Consider the following 23,120-nt stretch of genomic DNA (forward strand, 5'->3'; position numbering starts at 1 on the left):
TTAGAATGGCTTACGATCCCGTAAAAACCGCTGTGATTGGTTACGGATATTCAGCAAAAACGTTTCATTTACCCTTCATTAAAGCGCTACCAAATTTAACGCTGAGCGCGATAAGCTCTCGTCAACAGGAGGCGGTTCAAAATGATTGGCCAGATGCCAAGTGGTTTTCTGATGCGAATACTTTACTCGATGATAGTGATGCAGAGCTCGTAATCATTACTGCGCCAAATGACGTACATTACGAACTTGCAAAGCGTGCGTTGAACAATGGGAAACACGTCATCGTCGAGAAACCGTTTGTTACTCGTATAGAAGACGGTAATGAACTTATCGCCTTGGCGGAAGAGAAAGGTCTAGTGCTGAGCGTTTTTCACAATAGACGTTGGGATGGAGATTTTCTCACGGTTAAATCTCTTATCGAACAAGGTAAGTTAGGTGATATAAAGCTGTTTGAGTCACACTTTGACCGTTACCGCCCTGAAGTTCGTCAACGATGGCGAGAGCTAGCTCAAGATGGTGGTGGTATTCTATTCGACCTTGCTCCTCATCTTCTCGATCAAGCATTGGTGTTGTTTGGCTTGCCAGATGCGATAGACGCACAATGTCGAATGATGCGTCCGGGCGCGACGACGATTGATTATTACAACTTGATACTTCATTACCCTGAGCATATTGTGCACTTGCATTCAAACTTGTATAGCCCAGAGCCGAATCTCCGATACAAAGTATTGGGTACGGAAGCTAAATATGAAAAGTTCGGATTAGATCCTCAAGAGGGCTACTTAAAAGAAGGCCGTTTGCCGGAAAACGATGCTTGGTCGGAAGAAGATGAGGCGTTATACGGCGTCCGTTACGACGAAGACGGTGCGCAAACTATCAAAACGGAGAGAGGCGCGTACCAAGCTTACTTTGTTGGTGTGGCAGACGCCATTCGTTTGGGCACTGATAACCCGGTTCCTGCCGCTCAAGCAGTACAGAATATCGCTCTGATTGAGATGGCATTGGAAAGCAGTAAAACGGGTAAAACGATTCAGGTGAAACCATGAGTTTGACGCTTGAACTCGTGGCCCTGCAAGAGCATGAACTTCAGTTGGCGGAATTTAATCACCATATTGCGTGGTCTATCGGCCTCGCTCTAAAAGAAGAGGCTGAAGCTCGCGGCGCGGCTGTTGCTATTGAGGTTTACGGCTTTGGACAAACGCTATTTCAATACGCGATGGCAGGAACCTGCGCTGATCATGTAGATTGGGTCCGTAGGAAGCGAAACTCAGTGTTAAGGTATGGCCACAGCTCTTACTATCTTTCTCTGTACAACAAGCAAAAGCAACGTGATTTCGAAAACCAGCCTCATCTCGATGCTCGTGAGTACTGTGCTCATGGTGGCGCGTTCCCAATTCGGCTTTCTGGGTCTGGTTTGGTTGGGGTTGTGACGGTATCGGGTTTACCGCAGTTAGATGATCATCAGCTAGTTGTGGAGATATTAAAAACGATGACAGAGACAAAACCCTCTTAAACGCCAAATATGAAAGTAGCACGGTTTCTTTATCGTGCTACTGAATTCTCTTTTTAGCTCATAAAGTGTTCTTTAATGTGAGCAAATATTAACATTGATCCCAACTTACTACCTGAAAATCAAATCAATTTCATATAACCTATACGCTCATTCATATAGAAAGCCTTCAAAGTTGGCCATTGGCAATGTCTTTTAGAAGAAAAGAAAAACTCAATCTTAGAAATCTTATTGTCACCCTATGTGTGTTCAGTGTGCTTGTCACTTTGATCAACGCATTCTACTCGATTTATCGTGTTCAAAGGGATCTCATCATCAATAACACGTTAGAATCAAACCGTGTTTACGCCCAAAAAATGTCTGAAATGACAGACTCTTTCATAGAAAGCTCAATGTCGCAGTTAAAATACAGTGCGAACGTGCTAAAAGACAAGATGCATGACGCTCAGCTTCTTGATAAAGAGGCTGAGAGATTAAGAACGCAAACCAAATCATTTAACTCCGTGGTTGTCGTTAATGCAAAAGGGGTTATTATTTCTGTATCACCTGAAACACTTCAGGTGAAAGGTGTAAGGTTAGTGGGTGAAAGAAAACGCCAGTCTTTAAACGCTCAAGCACCGGTTGTTACTGAACCATTTATATCGCCCGCTGGAAATTACTTGTTAACCATCTCATACCCTATATTTTCTCAATCTAATGAATATTTAGGTTATATCGGCGGCACTATTTATCTAGAAAAAGAAAATATTCTCGCAGAGTTACTCAGCCAGCACGCATACAAAGATGGTTCTTTCCTTTACGTTGTCGATGAGAGTAACACTCTGATTTATCACCCAGATCAATCGAGAGTTGGTGAAGTAATCGACGATAATGAGGCAATCAAAGCGGTGACGATGGGGCAGAGCGGTAACAAAGAAATTGTTAACTCTCGCGGCGTCGAAATGCTTGCTGGTTATGCACCAGTAAAGTCATCAGGGTGGGGAATTGTTGCTCAGCGCCCGAAATCGATGACGTTATCTGTGCTAGATGAACAGATGTGGAATGTTTTCCTTAAGTCGATTCCAATTGGTTTATTAACTTTGCTGCTAATTTGGTTCTTGTCCCTTCTTATTTCTAGACCACTTTGGCAGTTAGCTGGTGCTGTGCGAGGTGTCGAAGAACATTCATCATCTATCGATGATCTCAAACTGGTTAAGTCTTGGTATTTTGAGGTCTCACATTTGAAGCTTAGCTTTCTTAAAGCATTTGGTATCGTGTCAAAAACCATTGATAAGCTGCAACTGGATACATTAACAGATTCGATGACTGGATTATTGAATCGACGTGGATTAGATAAAGTTCTTGGTTTGTTTAAGCAGGAAAATACCGCGTTCTCTGTTTTGGCGCTAGATATTGACCACTTTAAGAGCGTAAACGATAACTATGGCCATGACGTGGGTGACAACTTACTTAGAGAGTTTGCGCAGTTAATGAAAGACCAAGCTCGCTCTAATGATCACCTGTGTCGTTCTGGCGGTGAAGAGTTTATGATGTTTTTGGAAAAAACAGACGTAAACCACGCTATGGATGTTGCAGAGCGTATTAGACACAACGTGGAACAACATGACTTTCAGGTGGTTGGTAAGGTCACGGTTTCGTTGGGCGTTTCTCACTGGAAAGGCAATGACACACCAATTGAAGCGGTAATGAAAGACGCCGATAATGCACTGTATAAAGCGAAACATAATGGAAGAAATAGAACGGAGTTGGGTGACGACGCACAATAGATATTGCGCTTTATGCTGAACATAAAACGAGCCAGTGACTAATCTTTGCTGTTAATCGCTGGCGTAACCGCTACCAATTGCGCGAAACGGCAAGTTCAGCTCTAATTCTGGAATTTGTTTACCCACCCAAGCCGGAAATGTATTGCTATTTGGCCCTGGAAACAGCGTATATTCTTCAGCCCAAGGGTATTGGTTAATAACACTTTGTATTTTAGGGATAAGCTGGCGGGCCTTTTCACCTTGTATGGAGAGGATCTTTTCTGGTTTTGCACCATACCAATATCGATCTGGCGTCCCAGTTTGGTACTGATATAGAGCGGGTTGTCCGCGATTCACTCTCCAGCCGACTACTTCATACACTGTATATTCGTTCGCATTTTCAGGCTTTATTGCAAACCATGTATGAACGGCAAACCAGCCTCGCCAACCAAACGCGTCTGCGGCGTAAAACTCAATCACAGCATGCTTAACATTGGAAGGATCGGGTGCGATACCCGCAGGTTCTCTGCTAGCGGTACGCCAATCTCCTTGAGTGCATCCACCCAGCATAACCGCGATTGACATGAGCCAAATTTTTACATGGTGAGTAAAGTTGAGAGGGTCTTTCATTTATTGCTCCTAGACCAACCGATGCTGGTAACGCTCTATTGATTTTAGCTATAAAAACGTGGCAAGTCTGATTGTTGAAATCCTCTCCTTATTAAAAGAGAGAGGGAAGTTAGTGCCATAATTCCAGTTCATACGTAATAATAAGGTAAGCCGATTTGTAACATGTGGCATAGACGATGCCGTATTTCTCGATTCATTCGTCTAGTTGCGTATGAAAAAGTAAGAGGTTGTATGTATTCCTTACACGGGCACATTAATTAAAAGCATTAAAAAACATAGGTTTACAGTGGATTTTGACTGATTGAGTGAGTTTGTGACCCTCACATTTGCTTGTTTTGGACGGAATTTTCATCGCTCATCTTTTTGCGCGTTTAGAGTCAGCGTTCAGCTATGGCACAATAGGCGCTCACAGAACAAGTGCTGTTTGGTCATGCAAATAGCAGAAAAATAACTAGAAATAGAATAATTAATGTTTAAATCAAAAAGTATACTCGCATTAAGCATGTTCGCATTTGGCTGTTTTGCCCATCAAGATAGCGAACCAACGTCCGTTGTGCTGAACTATGGTGACTCCTCCATCAGTACTGATATTCAAGCCAATCGAAAATTTCATGTTGTCCGAGACAATGAAAGTGAGCACGTAGAATTTTCCGGCGGAATCATAAAGGAGTATTCCGATTATATTGTGAATGTTCATATCATAAGAAAAAGCAAAATACGCAGATCAAGCCGAGAGTTGAATACAACCGTACTGATGAACAGTGATCAGATTGGGAAGCCTTTAGTGATTGGCATTGAAAATGATGAGTTCACTAGTATCACTTTGCGTTAATGCTTAGTATTTATTGAATAAGAATGAGGAAATTGATGCTCTCAATACGCTGCTATCGCACCGAGGATGCCCCAACACTGTGGGCACTCTTTTACCATACTGTGCGAATCATTAATCGTCGCGATTATACGGAATCACAAGTTTCCGCTTGGGCACCATCAGATTTTGACCTCGATGTGTGGCAACGAAAAATGGACGATATTCAACCATACGTCGCGGAGATAGAAGGGCAGGTCGTTGGCTATTGTGATTTGCAAGGTGACGGCTTGATTGATCATTTCTTTTGCCATCATAAATACCAAGGACAAGGTGTTGGTCGTGATTTGATGTCTTTTCTTTTTTCACAGGCGAAAGTACAGGGGATAAAACGACTGTATTCTGAAGTGAGTATTACCGCCCGACCTTTTTACGAGAAAATGGGTTTCACAGTTAAGTCTCGACAACGTGTTGAGGTTAGGGGAGAAACCTTAACTAACTTTATGATGGAAAAGTATATTTAACTTAAATAGTGAGCATTTAGTGAGCTTGAACACAGATATAAAATGTTTTCCAATGTGAAAACGAGTTCATTGATCTCGCACCAACGTTTTGTTTGAAAACAGTGTACATAATCTTCTCTGGAACGCCATTACCGCATTTCGTCTCTGAAGGCTTAAAAACAGTCTGAAAGTTTTGGTTTTGCGGCGGGTAATAGCGTTCCAAACGCCAAATGTGTCTGGCTAACCATCTCAGGAAGAGAAGTAGTACTATGCGCCCTTATCTCAAATACGTTGTTCCAACATTGATACCATTGCTTGTTTGGTTGATGCCTCTCTCTGCGTTCCCATTTGATGGCATTACTATCGTCCAGCAAAGAGTGATTGCAATCTTCTTGCTTGCCGCACTTTGCTGGGTATTCGAGCCAATTCCAATCTACGCCACTTCGGTTGTGATCATTGTCCTAGAGCTATTGCTTGTATCAAATAAAGGTATTGTGCTCTTTCGTTTGCAAGAAGGGCAGCCACATTTTGGTGAGCTATTACAATACAACGAGATAATGGCGACCTTCGCTAGTCCGATTATCATGCTCTTCCTCGGCGGTTTCTTTTTGGCTATGGCGGCGACAAAGTACAGGTTAGATGTCAACTTAGCCCGAGTGTTACTCAAACCATTTGGACAAAAACCAAAGTTCGTTATGCTGGGGTTGATGCTGATCACCGCTGTTTTTTCCATGTTTATGTCAAACACCGCAACAACAGCGATGATGTTGTCCATTTTAACCCCTGTGATAGCAGTTTTCGGGCCTAAAGACCCAGGTCGAATTGCATTCGCTTTGTGTATTCCTGTTGCGGCCAACATTGGTGGCATTGGTACTCCAATCGGCACGCCACCGAATGCCATCGCCCTAAAATATTTGGTTGGTGACAACTTAATTACGTTTGGTGAATGGATGGTATTTGGTGTGCCATTCGTTATTGTGATGATGGCGTTAGCCTGGTTTCTGATTGGCTTTTTGTATAAAGCCGAACAAACCACCATCGATCTGAACATTAAAAGCAAGTTTTTGAAAACACCCAAAGCAATAATGGTTTACGTCACCTTTGCCGGCACGATTATTCTTTGGTTGATGGGTTCTGCACATGGAATGAATTCTTACACAGTAGCATTAATTCCGGTCGCAGTGTTCTCATTGACGGGCATCATCAACAAAGAAGACTTGAAGAAAATCTCTTGGGATGTGCTTTGGTTGGTGTCAGGCGGTATTGCTCTGGGCCTTGCTCTAGATAAAACCGGGCTTGCGAAGCTGGTGGTACACAGCATTCCGTTTGATCAGTTCTCGCCATATGTTGTCTTGTTTGGTGCGGCTTTCTTGTGCCTGTTAATGGCAAACTTTATGTCGCATACAGCCACCGCAAACTTGCTGATGCCGATAATGGCTGCGCTGGGTACTTCTATGGCTTCGCTAACGCCTCTCGGCGGTGAAGTTACTCTGATCTTGGTCGTGACATTTGCCGCTTCACTCGGTATGTCGTTACCAATCAGTACGCCACCAAACGCGTTAGCTCATGCAACAGGGCATGTCGAGAGCGGCCAAATGGCTCGTATCGGTGCCGTGCTAGGCGTGATTGGCGTATTACTCAGCTTTGTGATGGTGTGGATTTTACATACTGTTGGGCATATTGGATAACCCATGTACGAAACGAAGTTAGACGCGTTAGTACAACGCTACTTTAATCACCTTGAACGCCGATTAACGGTTTTATCCGGGTCGGTGCTTATTGAGCAAGCAGGCTACAACGATCGCTTGTACTATGTGCTTTCGGGAGAGCTGGCGGGCTATTACGCGGAAGATGACAAGAAACCGATCCAGGTATTTTCTGCGTCTCAAGGTGCGTTTATTGGCGTACACAGTTTCTTTTCTGGTACGTGGACTGCCTCTTCGACAGTGATTGCTCAAACCGATGTTGAATTGGCTTGGATACAGCGCGATACGCCCGCCGTGGAAGAGGCGACATACGGACCATTGACGACACAATTTATGCCTGTGATGGTTAACGAATTATCTCGTCGTCAACGGCGCGCAATGCAAGAGGCATTGGCTAAAGAAAAAGCACTACAAAAGCTTCATACCGCAGAGCAAATGACAACGTTGGGGCAGCTTGCAGCGGGTATTGCTCATGAGTTGAACAATGCGATAGGCGTTGTAAGCAGTAAATCAGAACGGCTAGAGACAGTTATCATGGAACTGCTTGAAGAAGTTCATCCGGAAGCGAGTCAATTTTTTGATTTTGGTTTAATGCAAGGGCAGAAAGTCTCTTCTAGCGAAGCGAGAAAGCGGGGGCGCCACTTCGAAAAATACTACGGTTTAACCAAGGAGGTTGCTCGTGATCTTGCACGTGCCGTTCCAAATAATTTCCTTTCGGAACATTGGCTAAAAAGACCAGAAGAAGCGATACGTTTCTGGCAAATGGGACGAGATCTGCATGACTTACGCATCGCTTCTAAACATACCGTTGGCATTGTGCGCTCCGTAAAACAATTGGGGCGCACGGATATCGACTTGGATGAAGCGATTAACATCAATGATTCAATCAATCGCGCCTTGGCTCTATTGCAAAGTGACTTAAGACGAGTGAGTGTTCGTTTTAGCCCTGCGGATTTACCTGCTTTTATTGGTTCTCAAACCGAACTCGTCCAAGTTTGGGTAAATATCTTAAAGAATGCGTGCGATGCACTTGGTGAAACGGAGAAACCCGGTATCGAAATACATACTCGGGAGAGTAAGGGTAAAATTTTGGTCACGATTGCTAACAACGGACCAGAAATTGATGAAGCGACACGTAGAAAAATTTTCCGGCCAAACTTCACCACTAAAAAGGGGGGATTGTCGTTTGGTTTAGGGTTAGGTCTGTCGATTGTGAAGCGCATTATCGCCGGATATAACGGCTCTATTGTGGTAAAGAGCGACAGTGAAAAAACGATTTTTAGAATCAAGTTACCAGTAGAGGGTGAACATGGAGAAGCTTAATGTAATTTGCGTTGATGACCAACGAGAGGTACTAAGCGCGGTTCTACAAGATTTAGAGCCGTTAAATCAGTGGTTGAATATCGAAGACTGCGAATCAGCAGGTGAGGCTCTAGAACTGATGGATGAATTTGATGCAGAAGGCGAGATGATCGCATTGATTATTTCCGATCATGTGATGCCAGGTAAAACGGGAGTAGAGCTGCTGACCGATGTATCAAAGGACGGTCGTTTTGGCTTTACGAGGAAAGTGCTTCTTACCGGGCAAGCGACGCACACCGATACGATTAATGCGATCAACTCCGCAGGCATTGACCGCTACTTTGAAAAACCATGGCAAGCAAGCCAATTAATAGAGTGCGTTAGAAACCTGGTGACCCAATATATCTTTGATGTGGGCTTAGATTACACTCAGTATCACGAACATTTAGATCAGAGTGTGGTGTTTGAACGTCTACGTTAATCGGGGGACATTAAGCTTGTTTTCGTCACGGCCAGTTAGTGTCTGAAATCTATAGTGAATAGTTCAGCATGTTTAACGTGGCCGTGCGGAATATTGCTCTAGTATGCTTAACTCAACGAATAGCGGCTTGCACTGGCAACAGAAAGTGGCTTAGAGAACCAATAACCTTGCAGATAATCGACGCCCATTTCGGTAAAAAATTCACACATTTTGGCGTCTTCAATTCCCTCAATCACTACTTCAATATTATTTTCCTGGCACATAGTGATAAGAAACTTCAGATATTCTTGTGAAGAGCGGTTGGTTAGTGTTTTCCACGCCATCGACCTATCAATTTTGATTTGTGTCATCGGGAGGTCGAAGAAGCTATTTAATGAACTGTAACCAGATCCAAAGTCATCCAGAGAGAGTGCAAATCCTAGTTCCCTGAGGGTATTCAGAGGGGCAATGGCTGTCTGATTATTATCCAAAATAAACGTTTCTGTTAGTTCCAATACAATAGACTCAGGATCGACACCAACCTCATCCGCCATGGCTTTAATTCGCGCAGGGAATTCACTATTCATTAACTGAAGTACAGAAACATTCACGTTTACACGAACTTGGTTTTGGTAACGCTCACGGTAGTTTTTGATAAATTCACACGCTTTGGCAAAGACTTGATATCCGAGTTCGACAATCAAACCTTTGTTCTCTGCGACGGGGATGAATTCGTCTGGATAAATTTCGCCAAACTCTTTGCTACGCCAGCGAACCAGAGATTCGAAGCTCACTACTTTAGAGCTTTTGGCGTCAATAATTGGCTGAAACTTAACGCTTAATGTCTGTTTTTCAAGTGCACTTTTTAGACCTTGCTCAATAAAGAAATAACGGTCTACGGCATGCTGAGTTTTCTCACTGTAAACCGCAACACGGTCTTTATTCTGCTCGCTTGCGTACTGACAAGTTCGTGCTGCTTTACGTAATATTTCCTCTGCTGAGTGACTTGGATCTATGCAAGGATACAAACCAATACTAATGTTACTTCCTAAGTATTGGCCCTCTTCAATCACTGCCTCGTGGTAGGTTTCCTTTAAACTTTCGGCGTAACTTTGCAGCGTTTCTACCGAGCATTCATCGTGAATCAAAATCGCAAAGTCATCATCATGTACGCGATATACAGAACTATTTGGAGAAGGTAGGTGACTGAGAGTTTGTAGCAATTTTTCCACTAACCCATCGACCAACTCGCTGCCATATTGATTTAAGTAAGATTTAATCTCTTCTATCTGAATGTAACAGATAGATGCACAAGAATCAGTGGCTCGCACACTATCTTCAATATCCAGCAAGAGATGGGCGCGATTAGCCATACCTGACGCATTGTCATGAAATGCGACTTGATGAATGTAGCTTTCCATCAGCTTGCGTTCAGAAATATCACGGTGGCTACCAACCATATAATGACCATGTTCTGTTTCTTTGGTCATGGCTACGCCTTCAATCCAGACGTACTGTCCATTGGGTTTACGCACGCGGTAGGTCGTTGTGACCCTCGTGTTGTTGGTAATGATGTGAGCATCGACCCGAGTGGAGAGTCTTTCTCGATCGAGAGGGTGAACAAGGTCTAACCATTGCTCTAAGCTGATTCGACCAGCGTTGATACCAAGCTGCTCATAAAAGCCCTTGTTATAAAATACCATGGTGCCAAACTCATCCATGTAAAAGAGGCCTTCGTTAAATACATCGAAGATATGAATGAATCGTTCTTCGACGATTTTTAGGAACTCTCGGTCACTATCTGAGACTTGTTGGTCAAATATGGTGGTCAAGATATTTCCTCCTCGAGCCTTTTAGCATCAGAGATGAGTGTTGGGGTTGATAACATAGAGTTGATCTGCTGGCGTACATTACAATCACAAAAGTGTCAGTTCAAATTGTTTGGCTATCATTTTATGCGCTACTAGGTTAATAACATACTAAGATTAGGCGGCTAATCATCGACATTTATAAAAAATAGTCAACAGTAAAAATCATTTATAAAATACAGTTATTGATGCCGTCCGCAATCTATAAATATTTATGAATAATTATCCTAAAGTTATTTTCAGTTGTGTCGGTATCAATGTGCTGTTTTCTAACGTCATTTGTATATATGTTATCTTGGATAAAACCATAATAACAAAAAGGACTTAATGAGCGCGACCGATTATTAATTGACAGGATGCTCATTAATTGTAATCAATTCAAATTTATTATCACGCCAAGTAATCAAATCTCTTATAATGCGGACGTTAATATCGAGTAAGCCTTCTTTATATGCAGTACGATCCGAAAAATTCAATCAAAATTGCGCTCGCTGATATCGGCGTTGGTATGTTTGTTACCGCGATAGAGCACAACAAGCGCGTCAATTTAGCCAATGCAGGGCGGATATCTAGCCATGAAGGCATTAAGAAGCTTGCTACAAGTGGCGTAAAGTATGTTTGGGTAGATCAAACATTATCTTCGCAGCAGTGTGTCTTCAAGCCTGTAGATGAATCAACTGATGCCACTAAAGAGACGCGAGAGCAGAAACACTCCGATTTTAAGAGGGGTCAACGAACTTATCGTTCGAGAGACATCCAACACAAGCGAGCCAAAAAGCTGATCGCCGAAGCAAAAGATTTGGCGCAGAAACTATTGAATCAAACTTTTGAAGGAAAAATCATTGAAGTTGATGAAGTAGAAGCTTGGGCTGACGATGTCATTGAAAGTGTTTTGATTGACTCAGATGCGTTGCAGTGTGTCTCTGCACTCCGAAAAAAAGACTCTTACTTATTGGAACACTCCGTCAATGTCGCTTGTCTTTTAGTGTCATTCGGTAAGTACTTGGGCTTGGATAAGCCAACGCTAAAACAGCTTGCTGTTGGTGGCATTATTCATGATGTAGGTAAAATTAAAGTCGATGATAAGATCTTGCACAAGCCAGCGAAGCTAACGCCTGAAGAATTTGAACATATGAAGCTACATCAAGTGTTCGCAGGTGAGATAATCCTTCACGTAAAAGGACTTAGTGACGTAAGCCGTGATGTTTGTTTGATGCACCACGAGAAGTTAGATGGCAATGGTTATCCTAGAGGCTTGAAGGGGGAGGAGATTCCAATTCACGGCCGTATGAGCTGTATTGTAGATATCTACGATGCGCTAACGGCTGATCGCTGTTACAAAAAAGGCATGAGTTCTGCGGAAGCGTTTAAAATCTTGTTGAGTCTAACGCCATTTCATTTAGACGCCGACTTAGTTTACAAATTCATTAATTGCATTGGGATGTACCCCGTCGGCTCCATTGTCGAGTTGAACGATGGGCGTGTTGGTATTGTTTGGTCTTCAAATGAATCTCAAGCATTAAAGCCAGAAGTGAAATGTTTCTACTCCCGCAAGTATAAACGATACATTGATGTCACGATGGTGGATTTAAAAACGAGTGCGTACAAAATTGAAAGAGCGATCGCGCCTTCATCGTTAGAGATCGATCCTAAGCCTTTTTATGATTAAGAGAAATAGATAAGCTTATACAACAGGCTTTACATCCTTGCATGTAGATCGTATTTTATTTGCATAACTATCTATTAATTTTTTCTAAGTTATTTAGATGCAAGATGGTTATTAAGACCTCGGCTTCATGGATAGAAACCGGGCGATAAAATAGTTCTATACACAATGGGCTATAAACCTCATTTTGCTGGAAGGGATGCCAATGCAAATAGATACATGGATTTTTTACACTCTTGCTATTCTCGTGCTCACAGCTTCACCAGGACCAAGCTCACTGTTGTGTTTAAGTAAAGGAGTGAGTAGTGGGTTTCGTATTGCTTTCATGACTGCGCTTGGCAGTTTGTCTGCGATTACGATCATCCTTACGCTCTCATTTACCGGGCTGGGAGTTGTCATTGCTTCATCTGAGTTAGTTTTTAATATTATCAAATGGTGTGGCGCCGCTTATTTAATCTGGTTAGGTATTCAAGCGTTGCGCTCATCTCAGACAGATTTTAATAAAACGGCAACGACTCAAAGTTCCGCGACAGCGTTCAGCGCGTTCACTAGTGGTTTCATTGTTGGCGCTAGTAACCCCAAAGCGATAGTCTTTTTCACCGCTTTGTTTCCTCAATTCATTGAACCTTCCGCACCGCTACTGGCTCAATACGCGATTTTCGCGTCTACATTTGTGGTTTTTGAGCTTAGCTGGCTAACATTTTATGCATTGTTAGGGGTAAAAGCCTCCGATTGGTTGTTTGTCGCTGGAAGGGCGAAGTTGTTCAATCGTTTGACTGGTGGAGTATTTATTGGTGCAGGCGTGATGTTGTCGACGGCAAACCGATAAATAAGACAGATTTCGGTACGCAGTTAGGTTTTCCCATATAGTAAGTTGGAATGCGCTAATTTAGCTTTGTCTTATTTCCAGAATGGAAATAGACGTTTTGTTTATTTTCATTAGTGGCAACAGCCAAGCAGGAGTAAAATCACGTTACTCTTTAGGGGTAGAGCTCGTATTTTGTCTTGTGGGCTTGTGGTTACTTTGTAGGAATATCTTAGATGACAAGCCTTTCTAAACTACAACAACGTTTTCTAGATATCGCGACCGACGTCCGTCTTTCTCCAAAACAGAAGTCGAGTTTTTTAGCTTTAGAGGCGGAAGCGTGCATTCCTTACATGACCGTATCTCCATCACTGAGACAAGCAATGGATGAAGGCATCATCTGCGATATGTTTGAAGGTCATGCACCGTTTAAACCTCGCTATGTGTTGCCTGATTACGCTAAATTTCTATCGCAAGGCTCAGACTATTTAGAGTTGTCTCCGGCTGATGATTTCGATGATGCGTTGAACATGCTGACCATCATTTACCATCATGTTCCTTCGGTAACGAACATTCCGGTTTACTTAGGCCAGTTAGATGATGTCTTGTTGCCTTACATAGGCGACCTAACAGAGAGCCAGATTTACAAAAAGTTAAAACATTTTTGGATCATGCTGGATCGCACATTGCCAGATGCGTTTATGCATGTGAATGTCGGACCGACAGACAACATTATTTGTCGCACTGTTTTAAAAGTAGATGCGGAGCTCAAGCAGATCGCACCGAATCTCACCTTTATGTACGACGAGACAGTTACACCTGATGATTTACTTCGTCAAGCGACACAGAACATTTGTGAATGCAGTAAACCGCATATCGCCAATTACCCAATGCACGCGAAAGCCTACAACGGCTCACGCTTTGGTATTGTAAGTTGCTACAACTCGCTTCCATTAGCAGGTGGATCGAACACATTGGTGCGAATGAATTTAAAAGAAGTTGCAAAACGAGCATCAGACTGTAACGACTTCTTAAACAGTGCGTTGCCTTCTTACCATCGATTAATGGTCGAGCTCATAAACGCAAGAAGCACGCACTTGCATGAAAAATCGAACTTCTTTCAAGGCTTTTTGACGCAAGAAGGGTTGATAAAAGAGTCCTATTTCGCGCCAATGTATGGCGTGTACGGCATGGCCGAAGCGGTAAACCTTCTATTTGAAAAAGAAGGGCAAATAGGGCGATACGGAAAAAATGATCGAGCAAATACTTTTGCTCATGATGTTTCAGCAACACTGGCTAAACTGGTAGACTCAACCCCGGTGAAATATGGTTTAGATGGCAAAGCGCTCTTACATGCACAAGGCGGCATTAGCTTAGATCATGATGCTACGCCAGGTGTACGTCTGCCTTATGGTGCAGAGCCAGACCCTGTCACTTATGTACAAGCAACGGCGAAGCATCATCAGTATTATCGTGCGGGTATCAGCGATATTTTGACGATTGATGAAACGGTGAAATCTAACCCAGAAGCGATGTTCAATTTATGTAAAGGGGCACTAAATGCTGGTTATCGTGAGTTTACCGCGAATGTCACTTCAAATGACTTAATTCGCGTGACAGGCTACATGATCAAACTTTCAGATGTCGCGAAATATGATAAAGAAGGTTCGAGAACCAACACGACGTTTCTAGGTGCGGAAGCAGCAAAAAATACCAAAATTTTAGAACGCTCACCACGTGTGGTGAGTCATGAAGTAACACCGACTTACACGCAGGCATAAGTTCGGTTTAGGAAAGAACAAGATGTCTAGACGAAGTGGAAGCCTTTTGGCAAAAGTCACTCATATCCTTCCTTTCTCTTGTGTTGATGGGCCAGGAAATCGTCTAGTCATCTTTCTACAGGGTTGTAACTATCAGTGTTTGAACTGCCACAATCCTCACACGATAAACCATTGTAATCATTGTGGTGAGTGTGTGAGTGAATGTTCAGCAGGCGCATTGAAGTTCGACGAAAACAACAACGTTGTTTGGCTTAAAGAGGAGTGCACCCACTGCGATCATTGTATAGAGATATGTCAGAACCAATCTAATCCAAAAATTACTGACTACTCTGTAGTAACAATGCTCGATTTGATACGCAAACATCGCTTTTTCATCAGTGGTGTTACTGTATCCGGTGGGGAATCTACCTTACAACTTCCTTTCATTATTGAGCTGTTTAAAGGGATAAAACAAGATCCTGAATTACGGCACCTCTCTTGTTTCATCGACAGTAACGGTTCTTTAGCGGTTGCTGGTTGGCAGCGTATTCTCCCTTTTCTGGATGGCGCAATGATCGATTTGAAAGCGTGGCAGACGGAGACGCATCAGTGGCTAACTGGGCGTGATAATCATCGTGTATTTAAAACCCTTCATTACCTAGCTGAACACGAAAAATTGTACGAGGTCCGCTTACTGCATATTCCCCAAAAAAGTGATTTAGATATAGAAATCGTAGCAATTGGACGTTACTTGAGTACTCTTCCTGAATCGGTGCTTATCCGTTTAAATGCCTTTCAACATCACGGAGTTGTGGGGGAGGCGTTAACTTGGGACATGTGCTCTCATCATGATATCGAACGCTTAAAATCAGAGCTTCGATGCTACGTGAGTAACCCTATCACAGTGCCGACAGTACTCACGTAGTACCGTTGTTTATCTATGCTTAAGCATCACAGGCATCTAACATGGCGCAAGCGTCGAGTAATTGTTGCTGTAACCATTTTAAAGCGGGATCGTTTAAGCTCGCTTTGTTCCAAACGAGGCTGTAGGCTACTTGCCCGTAATCGAATGGAAGAGCTTGCTCAACCAAACCTTTTGCTTGCATTGCCGCTCTTGCCCAAAGCTTGGAGCATGTGAACAAGTAATCCGAGTGCTGACACATCACCGCAGCTGAACCAAAGTCGGCTACACGCATGGCCAAGTTTCGCTTTGAATGCCTTTGGGTGAGATTTTGCTCAAAATAAGGTTGTGACAGATCTTTATCATGAATACCGATGTGTCTTGCACAAAGGTAACTTTCAACAGATAAGGGTTGCTCAGCGAGTGGGTTCGATGCTCTCATTAAGCAAACCATTTCGTCTTTCAAAATGGTTTTCCATACCAAGTCTTTATTTTGTGTGGGTGGTTGGCTGAGATCGTGAGGAAGCAACAAAAAATCCACTTGACCTCTTGCTAATGCATCGAAACTCATTTCCTCTTTCGCATGGACATTCAAGTGCGCGTGATTGCTCAGTTGTTGGGACAAGTGCTGTAGAACTGGCGCAAAGAGCTCAAACGAACTTTCACGCATTGCTAATGAAAAACTACCTTGATAGTAAGCCGGATTAAAAGAGCCTTGATGTAATAACCCATTCATACTGGAGAGTATGCCATGGATTGACGGGCCTATATGCAGCGCAAATGCTGTCGGCACTAAGCGAGTGCCATCACGGTAAAAAAGGTCATCCTTTAGCGTTTCGCGCAACTGTCCGAGCGTTTTACTGACGCTCGATGGTGTTACACACAAGCGTTCTGCCGCAAGTGTGACGCTGTGAGTGGTTAACAACATATGTAAAACAGTTAGATGTTTAAGGCTTATACGCGAAAGAGCAATGTAGTCCATAAATAGCATGGTTTCTTATGATTTTTGGCAGTATATCAGCATGAAACAAATTTTTACTATTGTTTATCTCGGAAACACGCCTGTTTCTCTTTGAGCTCAATGCATTTAATGGGTTGCATAAGGGTTGATGGTGCTTATAAGTCTAGAAATTTATCTTAGTTTTGTTGGACTTTAATGCTTTCATTTATTCAATTCTAAAGCTTCTATGTAATTTTAATCAATTTGGAGGAGTTGATTGATTTGTACACGAATTAAACTTGTTCCTTGTTAATTAAAATAGATATTGTTTTGTTGATTGTTTGGTGATTTACTCATGATCCCTCAGTAACAAAGGTATAAATAATTAATGGACGACCCCTTTAGTCGACAAAACCCTTCACCATATGTCTTCTTATTATTGGAGACATGCTCATGCTAGAACTTTTTATGCAACCAGAAGCTTGGGCTATTTTCGCCACTTTGTTTGCGCTTGAAGTTGTCTTAGGCGTTGATAACGTCGTTTTTATCTCTGTCTTATGTGAAAGACTGCCGCTGCACCAACGTAAGCTGGCAAGAAACCTTGGTATTGGTCTTGCTGTTATTGCTCGTATTGGTTTAGTGTTTTCAATCTCTTGGATCATGCAATTGACTCAACCGCTATTTTCTTTGGCGAACCAAGCGTTTACCGGAAGAGACGTTATCATGATTGCGGGTGGTGCATTCCTCTTGGCTAAAAGCCTGAAAGAGTTGTGGAGTTGGTTAAATCACAACGAGTCTGCTCACTCAACTCACGCCCGTACTGGTTTAGCGGTAGTTCTGTTGCAGATTGTTGCCGTGGATGCTGTATTCTCGATGGACTCGGTGATAACCGCCGTTGGTTTGACAAGTGATGTCCCACTTATGGTCGCAGCGATTGTTTCGTCTGCTATCGTGATGGTCATGACAGCCGAAAAAATCAATAACCTGGTGTCGTGTTACCCTGGTTTTAAGACACTTGCTTTGTTATTCCTCGTTTTGTTAGGTGGTTTATTGATGGCAGAAGGCTTCGAAATTCATATCAACAAAGGTTATGTGTACTTTGCGATGGCATTTGGCTTAATTCTGGAACTTTGTCATATCCAGTTAAAAAACAAACAACGCCCGACTATTAAACGTCTTAGTCCGTTGCGAGTTCATCCAACCAGATTAGAAGCTCGTCAATAATAAAAGATATTGCCGCTCATATGAGCGGCATTTTTATATTCGTCATCACCTATTTTTACTCTCTTTTTATTTTGTTGTCGTTTCGACAAAAAATCGCATTTGTTGTGGGGTTGAAGATTTTTTATATAGACCGCCCAACTAATATGAGTGAACGACAATAATGAATAAAATGATCGATGCGTTAGCAACCCATGGTTACTACATCTGGGATGATTTTCTTTCTGAACAAGAAGTGGATCAATTGCGAGACTGCATTCCAAGTAACTGGAAAAAAGCGCGTATTGGTCGTAATGACGATGTGACTCGTATCGAGTCAATTCGAAGTGACAAAATTCAATGGTTATCGCCCAATATGGGGCACGCGGTTACTTCTTACTTAGATAAGATGGAAGAAATACGCCAAGAAGTGAACCGTCACTTGTTTCTGGGGCTTTTTGAGTATGAAGCTCACTTTGCCAAGTACGAGGAAGGGGATTTCTACCAAAAGCATCTAGATTGTTTTAAGGGCAATGAAAACCGTCGATTGACAACCGTTTTTTACATGAACGAATCTTGGACGGAAAAGGATGCAGGTGAATTGGTGGTTTACGATCTAAATGATAATAAGATAGCAACCATCCCTCCTCAATCGGGACGCTTACTTTTATTCTTATCTGAGCAATTCCCGCATGAGGTTTTACCGACCAATGCTGAGCGTTTCAGTATTGCAGGTTGGTTCAGAATCAATGGTGTGCGAGACAATGTACTTGATATTGCAAAATGATTGGTTTGCAACCAGCATAAAATCAGCAAAGGGCGTAGATACGCCCTTTATCGATTAAACATTAGTTGATAGCTCGTAACACTCGGTCATGTTTCGCTCTAGCACTGCATAGACGTCAGAACAAAGTTCTTGTTTAGCGACTTGCTCACCCATAATCGCGGCGATTTGTGCTTGAGCCATTCGTCCGCGGTAGGGACGGTCCTGAGACAGAGCTTGAAAAACATCGGCAACCGCGACAATACGCGATGGTACATCGAGTTCGTCTCCTGTTTTATGATAAGGATAGCCAGAACCGTCCAAACGCTCGTGATGATTAGAGGCCCACTCCGCTATTTTAGCGTTGGGAAACACTTTGTGTAATGCGAGCTGAGTATCAATTGTATGGCGTTTAATACGCGTATACTCTTGTTTATTAAGAGAGCCTTCTTTATGAAGAATCTCATCTGGTGTTTTTAACTTTCCGATATCATGCACCAACCCAGCAATAAATAACATCTCTTGGTCGTGCTCACAGAACCCAAGCTTGATGGCTAGATACCGAGATAACTCCGCCACTTTTTGCGAATGTTGATAAGTAAATGGGCTTTTTGCGTCAACAATTCGAGCGATAAACATGCCCAAACTATTCATATCTTGGATGGTGAGCTGTTTTTGAAGCCAATCAATGCTTTTAAAGTTTAATCCGATGGTTTCTATATTTTCAGACTCCATCGCGAACCAAAATGCGTCGGTCATAACGAGCTTAACCATTGCCTTAGCCATGTCTGGATTAAACAAAGTTCCAGCGTTTGCCATGATGCATTCTGCAATTAGTTCTTCATGAAGTGTGACAATGTCACAGTGGCAGTTCATGACGTATTTGGAACGCATAAAATCGAGACGGTCGGCTAAATAGAGTAGGGCAGCGACCTCTTTTTCAAAAGGCGGTAAATCAAGATATTTTAGTTCACTCCAATGTGTATGGTGGTAAAGAACAGGTGTAGCAAACTGACGTAACAAACGACACTGCTTGAGGCTTCGGTATCCTCTTAAGCAATGTGTTTTTACATCTTGTGGCACCAACTCCTCAAGTAACATTTTATGTTCTTGTGTTTCGGAGACCCCACAATCGTGGATCATCCCTGCGAAGTAGCAAAACTCCGCTTTTTCTGGTTCCCAGTTCATGACCCGAGCACATTGGTAAGCGATGTAAGCGACACGATGGCTATGGTGCGTATCATCAACACCGACATAGTCGAGTGCTCGAGCAACCCAGATAAGTGCTTGTTTCAGATCGACTTCAAAGCCCATGTCCGTATGGGAATGGCAAGAATGATTCATGGTTTATACCGACATTGCTAATTAGCCCACGCTAAACCCAAATCAGAAGGTGATAGGAAAAATTGGGTACGACAGCGAATAGACCCCAAAAAGGTGGGCGTTTAGACATAGTTTTGATTATGGGCGGGATAATAATCCTAGTTGCATAATAATATCACCTGAAGCTCATGGTTAAGAGTCAGATATTTGAACTAAGTATAAGTTTTGAAAGATTATTGTTGCTTTTATTGACTTATTTGAAAACGACAATAAATCATGATGTAACGCATTCTTATTTGTATTTTTATAAGTGATGTTCGGATTAGATTACTGATATACCGTACCGTTATGTGATTAAGTAGAATCCATATTTTTGAGTTTGTATGAATGATAAGGCACCTTCAATAACCACTTTATGATCGGCAAAGCCGAAGAGGGGTGAGTTATTAAGGTAACGCTAATGGAAAATCATAAAAAATAATTTTCTCTACAGCTCATGTGGTGTGGGGAGATCAAGATAACGGTATTGCTCCCTCAGCAGCATTTATGTGTTGATGGAATGACTTAATTAAAAAATGTGTGATTGCAAAGTAAGCATAGGTGATAAAAGTAGCTAGAATAATAGCTCTAAATGAAAAGGATTTCGTATGTTGAAGCATCGCTTATATCGGACTTACACCGCAGGGCTAAAAATAGCAGCTCTTATCCTTCCTATGCCGAGACCAACCTTGTTTTCCGGCCCTGGTTCGATGAATGAGCTATTAGAATCGATGACCGAATTGGGATTTAAACGCGTCTTATTAGTTACCGACGAAGGGTTAGTCCAAGTCGGTATTGTAGATAAGGTGCTTGAGGCTGCAGCAAAACTCGATTTACAGTTAGATGTTTTCTCGCAAGTTAAGCCCGATCCTACCTATGATCAGGTAGAGAGCGGTCTAGAGGTTTATCATCGTTTTCATTGTGAGGGCATATTAGCTTTGGGTGGCGGCTCTGCAATGGATTGTGCAAAAGTTATCGCTGCGAAAGTTACCAATAAACGGCCAATAAAAAAATTAGCTGGACTATTGAAGGTATGGCGAATGCCAGCGCCGATTTTTGCTATTCCAACAACGGCTGGAACCGGAAGTGAAGTTACTATCGCTGCGGTCGTGTCAGATCCCTCCTCACACATTAAAACCCCTTTAATGGATCCAAAGTTGGTGCCACTAATGGCAGCTTTAGATGCGAATTTAATGATTGGTTTACCTCCTAAGATCACGGCTGATACTGGCGTTGATGCATTAACCCACGCTATTGAGGCCTATGTATCGAAAAACGCTACTCAAGAAACGATGGCTTATTCGGTTGCCGCTATTAAACTCATTTTTAAATATCTTCCTAGGGCTGTGATGCAAGGGGATGATGTCGAAGCTCGTCATAAAATGGCTATGGCATCCTATTACGCGGGTTTAGCATTTACCAAAGCGAGTTTGGGTTATGTTCATGCCTTTGCTCACACATTCGGTGCGAGATATGGAATACCTCATGGTATGGCAAACGGATTAGCCTTGTTGCCTGTGCTGCGCTTTTCATTATCAGAGATTGAGCCTCAACTAAGAAAGCTCGATGAGTTGACGGCCGAGGGGCAGTTAGGTAACGCAAGTGCTCAGCATTTTTTGGCGAATCTGGAGTCCTTGTTTTCAACTATTGATATTGAGAAAACCAGTGCGCTCATTCAACGTGAAGATGCTGATGCGCTTGTTGATTTAATTCTGAAAGAGGCGCACTGGAATTACCCTGTTCCCAAGTTCATGAACAGGGAAGAATGCACACAGTTATTGTTAAATATCAGCAAGGTGTAAATTATAGTTTACATGTGTGGTTTTTTATCCTTACACTTTGCTTGATATTCTGCTAAAGATCCTACAATATCGACGGCAATACAAATATGGTGTTGGTTTCGGTGCGCCGTTGCCCGATCTAATACTGATAATTTCTAATAAAGTGTAAAGATTAATATACAATGAGTCGTTCTAAAGTATTCGGTAGTACGCTAATTATTGCGGGCACTACAATAGGCGCTGGTATGCTAGCGCTTCCACTTGCCTCTGCCGGCATTGGTTTTTCAACTTCTATTATCATCATGCTAGGCTTATGGGCTCTGATGGCTTTCACTGCCTTGCTTATGCTTGAGCTTCATCAACATGCGGAGAGTAGTGCTACACTTCATACTTTGGCGAAACAGATCCTAGGTCAAAAAGGCAAGTGGGTGGCAAGTTTTGCGATGTTGTTTCTTTTCTACTCATTATGTGCAGCGTATATCGCTGGCGGTGGTGCTCAGTTCGGAGACCGCCTTGCACAATGGTTTGACCTCGATATTTCAGGGCCTACATCAACGATAATCTTTACCTTGATTGTGACTTTAGTTGTGACAGTGGGTACCGGTACGGTCGATAAAGTAAACCGAGTTCTGTTCGCGATGAAGCTCATTGCGATGGTTGCGGTGCTTTCTTTTCTTGCTCCAAACGTTACGGAATCTTACTTGTTAAGTATGCCAATCGAACAAGGCCTTGTTGTAGCGGCGATTCCGGTGATCTTTACTTCGTTTGGTTTCCACGGAAGTATACCTGCAATTGTGAATTACTTAGACGGTGACACTTCTTCTTTACGCAAAGCCGTTATTATTGGTTCGACGATTCCACTCGTTATTTATATCTTTTGGCAAATCGTGACGTTGGGTGTGGTTAGCCAAAGTACGCTTGTTGAGAACGGAGGGTTGAGCGCACTGATTGGTCAACTATCTCAGACAGTACACCAATCAAATTTGGGTAGCATTGTTGGTGTGTTTGCTGACTTGGCATTGTTGACATCGTTCCTTGGCGTGAGTTTGGGTCTATTCGAATTTTTGGGTGATACCATCAAAGGAAGTAACGATAAGCCTAATCGTTTGATTGCGGCACTAGTGACGTTTACTCCACCGCTAGGCTTCGCACTTTTCTATCCTCAAGGCTTTATTATGGCTTTGGGCTATGCAGCGATTGCCTTAGCGATTTTAGCCATCTTTTTGCCTTTGGTTATGGTGATCAAGGTTCGTAAATCGGATGATTTTACTGGGGAGTACCGCGTCGCAGGTGGTCAAGGTGCGTTAGTGATAACGGGCATCGCTGGCACTGGCATCGTATTCGCTCAGGTGTTAATTACGCTGGGTGTGCTTCCTGCTCTAGGCTAGTTGTTTAGAACGTTCTTTGAAT

Annotated in this window: 20 protein-coding genes; 16 read left to right on the top strand and 4 right to left on the bottom strand. The window is 42.7% G+C overall.

Features of this window, described 5'->3' with window-relative positions:
* Positions 1-5 precede the first annotated feature (5 nt).
* From R7044_RS05670 to R7044_RS05680, 3 genes are all read left to right on the top strand, one after another.
* On the top strand, positions 6-1,046 hold the full coding sequence (locus R7044_RS05670; RefSeq protein WP_005377752.1) for an oxidoreductase: 1,041 nt from the start codon (positions 6-8) through the stop codon (positions 1,044-1,046).
* A complete protein-coding gene (locus R7044_RS05675) occupies positions 1,043-1,513 on the top strand; it encodes a heme-degrading domain-containing protein (protein WP_005377751.1) in 471 nt (156 codons plus the stop codon). Before R7044_RS05670 ends, R7044_RS05675 begins: the two co-directional genes overlap by 4 nt.
* 185 nt (positions 1,514-1,698) lie before the next feature.
* Positions 1,699-3,276: a sensor domain-containing diguanylate cyclase gene (locus tag R7044_RS05680; protein WP_005389121.1), complete on the top strand. Its 1,578-nt coding sequence runs from the start codon at positions 1,699-1,701 to the stop codon at positions 3,274-3,276.
* Between the two features lie 51 nt (positions 3,277-3,327).
* On the opposite strand, the gene R7044_RS05685 is transcribed toward R7044_RS05680, so the two are convergent.
* Complete coding sequence (locus R7044_RS05685; protein ID WP_033905229.1) at positions 3,328-3,885, bottom strand: DUF3750 domain-containing protein; 558 nt, start codon at positions 3,883-3,885, stop codon at positions 3,328-3,330.
* Positions 3,886-4,354: 469 nt separating this feature from the next.
* Here R7044_RS05685 and R7044_RS05690 point away from each other — a divergent pair, with 469 nt between their 5' ends.
* From R7044_RS05690 to R7044_RS05710, 5 genes are all read left to right on the top strand, one after another.
* Positions 4,355-4,717 carry a hypothetical protein gene (locus R7044_RS05690; protein ID WP_050550049.1) on the top strand — a complete coding sequence of 121 codons (363 nt, stop codon included), beginning with the start codon at positions 4,355-4,357 and terminating at the stop codon, positions 4,715-4,717.
* A gap of 35 nt (positions 4,718-4,752) precedes the next feature.
* The gene (locus R7044_RS05695) at positions 4,753-5,217 is read left to right on the top strand and encodes a GNAT family N-acetyltransferase (RefSeq protein ID WP_033905230.1); all 465 of its coding nucleotides are present in this window, start codon (positions 4,753-4,755) and stop codon (positions 5,215-5,217) included.
* Between the two features lie 248 nt (positions 5,218-5,465).
* Entirely contained in the window at positions 5,466-6,884 is a 1,419-nt protein-coding gene (locus R7044_RS05700; RefSeq protein ID WP_017634015.1) for an SLC13 family permease, read from the top strand.
* A 3-nt stretch (positions 6,885-6,887) separates the two neighbouring features.
* Positions 6,888-8,225: an ATP-binding protein gene (locus R7044_RS05705; RefSeq protein WP_005389108.1), complete on the top strand. Its 1,338-nt coding sequence runs from the start codon at positions 6,888-6,890 to the stop codon at positions 8,223-8,225.
* The gene (locus R7044_RS05710; RefSeq protein WP_053303110.1) at positions 8,212-8,685 is read left to right on the top strand and encodes a response regulator; all 474 of its coding nucleotides are present in this window, start codon (positions 8,212-8,214) and stop codon (positions 8,683-8,685) included. The genes R7044_RS05705 and R7044_RS05710 overlap by 14 nt, the downstream gene beginning before the upstream one ends.
* Before the next feature lie 107 nt (positions 8,686-8,792).
* Here the strand turns inward: R7044_RS05710 and R7044_RS05715 are convergent, their stop codons facing one another.
* The gene (locus R7044_RS05715) at positions 8,793-10,496 is read right to left on the bottom strand and encodes a putative bifunctional diguanylate cyclase/phosphodiesterase (protein WP_005377743.1); all 1,704 of its coding nucleotides are present in this window, start codon (positions 10,494-10,496) and stop codon (positions 8,793-8,795) included.
* 487 nt (positions 10,497-10,983) lie between these two features.
* On the opposite strand from R7044_RS05715, the gene R7044_RS05720 reads away from it, so the two are divergent.
* The 4 genes from R7044_RS05720 to R7044_RS05735 all read left to right on the top strand — a co-directional run bounded on the left by R7044_RS05720 (position 10,984) and on the right by R7044_RS05735 (position 15,688).
* Positions 10,984-12,201 (top strand): HD-GYP domain-containing protein, encoded by a 1,218-nt coding sequence (locus R7044_RS05720; protein WP_225455404.1) that lies wholly within the window; start codon positions 10,984-10,986, stop codon positions 12,199-12,201.
* A 202-nt stretch (positions 12,202-12,403) separates the two neighbouring features.
* On the top strand, positions 12,404-13,027 hold the full coding sequence (locus tag R7044_RS05725; protein WP_005377741.1) for a LysE family translocator: 624 nt from the start codon (positions 12,404-12,406) through the stop codon (positions 13,025-13,027).
* Positions 13,028-13,239: 212 nt separating this feature from the next.
* A complete protein-coding gene (locus R7044_RS05730) occupies positions 13,240-14,784 on the top strand; it encodes a YjjI family glycine radical enzyme (protein ID WP_033905232.1) in 1,545 nt (514 codons plus the stop codon).
* Positions 14,785-14,806: 22 nt separating this feature from the next.
* Positions 14,807-15,688: a YjjW family glycine radical enzyme activase gene (locus R7044_RS05735; protein ID WP_033905234.1), complete on the top strand. Its 882-nt coding sequence runs from the start codon at positions 14,807-14,809 to the stop codon at positions 15,686-15,688.
* Positions 15,689-15,707: 19 nt separating this feature from the next.
* On the opposite strand, the gene R7044_RS05740 is transcribed toward R7044_RS05735, so the two are convergent.
* Complete coding sequence (locus tag R7044_RS05740; RefSeq protein ID WP_005377737.1) at positions 15,708-16,646, bottom strand: LysR family transcriptional regulator; 939 nt, start codon at positions 16,644-16,646, stop codon at positions 15,708-15,710.
* 411 nt (positions 16,647-17,057) lie between these two features.
* Here R7044_RS05740 and R7044_RS05745 point away from each other — a divergent pair, with 411 nt between their 5' ends.
* Positions 17,058-17,828 (top strand): TerC family protein, encoded by a 771-nt coding sequence (locus R7044_RS05745; protein WP_005377734.1) that lies wholly within the window; start codon positions 17,058-17,060, stop codon positions 17,826-17,828.
* A gap of 160 nt (positions 17,829-17,988) precedes the next feature.
* Complete coding sequence (locus tag R7044_RS05750; RefSeq protein WP_033905235.1) at positions 17,989-18,591, top strand: 2OG-Fe(II) oxygenase; 603 nt, start codon at positions 17,989-17,991, stop codon at positions 18,589-18,591.
* A 54-nt stretch (positions 18,592-18,645) separates the two neighbouring features.
* On the opposite strand, the gene R7044_RS05755 is transcribed toward R7044_RS05750, so the two are convergent.
* Positions 18,646-19,911, bottom strand: coding sequence for an HD domain-containing phosphohydrolase (locus tag R7044_RS05755; RefSeq protein ID WP_025766702.1), 1,266 nt, complete (start codon positions 19,909-19,911; stop codon positions 18,646-18,648).
* Between the two features lie 626 nt (positions 19,912-20,537).
* Between R7044_RS05755 and R7044_RS05760 the strand changes: the two genes are divergently transcribed.
* Both R7044_RS05760 and R7044_RS05765 read left to right on the top strand, forming a co-directional pair.
* Positions 20,538-21,731, top strand: coding sequence for an iron-containing alcohol dehydrogenase (locus R7044_RS05760; RefSeq protein ID WP_225455405.1), 1,194 nt, complete (start codon positions 20,538-20,540; stop codon positions 21,729-21,731).
* Between the two features lie 161 nt (positions 21,732-21,892).
* Positions 21,893-23,098: an aromatic amino acid transport family protein gene (locus R7044_RS05765; RefSeq protein WP_033905238.1), complete on the top strand. Its 1,206-nt coding sequence runs from the start codon at positions 21,893-21,895 to the stop codon at positions 23,096-23,098.
* Positions 23,099-23,120: the final 22 nt, after the last annotated feature.

The sequence above is a fragment of the Vibrio sp. 1402 genome (assembly GCF_033340275.1).

Coding starts and splice junctions, on each gene's coding strand:
- R7044_RS05670 (WP_005377752.1), top strand. CDS start 6: ATGGCTTACGATCCCGTAAAAACCGCTGTGATTGGTTACGGATATTCA.
- R7044_RS05675 (WP_005377751.1), top strand. CDS start 1,043: ATGAGTTTGACGCTTGAACTCGTGGCCCTGCAAGAGCATGAACTTCAG.
- R7044_RS05680 (WP_005389121.1), top strand. CDS start 1,699: ATGTCTTTTAGAAGAAAAGAAAAACTCAATCTTAGAAATCTTATTGTC.
- R7044_RS05685 (WP_033905229.1), bottom strand. CDS start 3,885: ATGAAAGACCCTCTCAACTTTACTCACCATGTAAAAATTTGGCTCATG.
- R7044_RS05690 (WP_050550049.1), top strand. CDS start 4,355: ATGTTTAAATCAAAAAGTATACTCGCATTAAGCATGTTCGCATTTGGC.
- R7044_RS05695 (WP_033905230.1), top strand. CDS start 4,753: ATGCTCTCAATACGCTGCTATCGCACCGAGGATGCCCCAACACTGTGG.
- R7044_RS05700 (WP_017634015.1), top strand. CDS start 5,466: ATGCGCCCTTATCTCAAATACGTTGTTCCAACATTGATACCATTGCTT.
- R7044_RS05705 (WP_005389108.1), top strand. CDS start 6,888: ATGTACGAAACGAAGTTAGACGCGTTAGTACAACGCTACTTTAATCAC.
- R7044_RS05710 (WP_053303110.1), top strand. CDS start 8,212: ATGGAGAAGCTTAATGTAATTTGCGTTGATGACCAACGAGAGGTACTA.
- R7044_RS05720 (WP_225455404.1), top strand. CDS start 10,984: ATGCAGTACGATCCGAAAAATTCAATCAAAATTGCGCTCGCTGATATC.
- R7044_RS05725 (WP_005377741.1), top strand. CDS start 12,404: ATGCAAATAGATACATGGATTTTTTACACTCTTGCTATTCTCGTGCTC.
- R7044_RS05730 (WP_033905232.1), top strand. CDS start 13,240: ATGACAAGCCTTTCTAAACTACAACAACGTTTTCTAGATATCGCGACC.
- R7044_RS05735 (WP_033905234.1), top strand. CDS start 14,807: ATGTCTAGACGAAGTGGAAGCCTTTTGGCAAAAGTCACTCATATCCTT.
- R7044_RS05740 (WP_005377737.1), bottom strand. CDS start 16,646: ATGGACTACATTGCTCTTTCGCGTATAAGCCTTAAACATCTAACTGTT.
- R7044_RS05745 (WP_005377734.1), top strand. CDS start 17,058: ATGCTAGAACTTTTTATGCAACCAGAAGCTTGGGCTATTTTCGCCACT.
- R7044_RS05750 (WP_033905235.1), top strand. CDS start 17,989: ATGAATAAAATGATCGATGCGTTAGCAACCCATGGTTACTACATCTGG.
- R7044_RS05755 (WP_025766702.1), bottom strand. CDS start 19,911: ATGAATCATTCTTGCCATTCCCATACGGACATGGGCTTTGAAGTCGAT.
- R7044_RS05760 (WP_225455405.1), top strand. CDS start 20,538: ATGTTGAAGCATCGCTTATATCGGACTTACACCGCAGGGCTAAAAATA.
- R7044_RS05765 (WP_033905238.1), top strand. CDS start 21,893: ATGAGTCGTTCTAAAGTATTCGGTAGTACGCTAATTATTGCGGGCACT.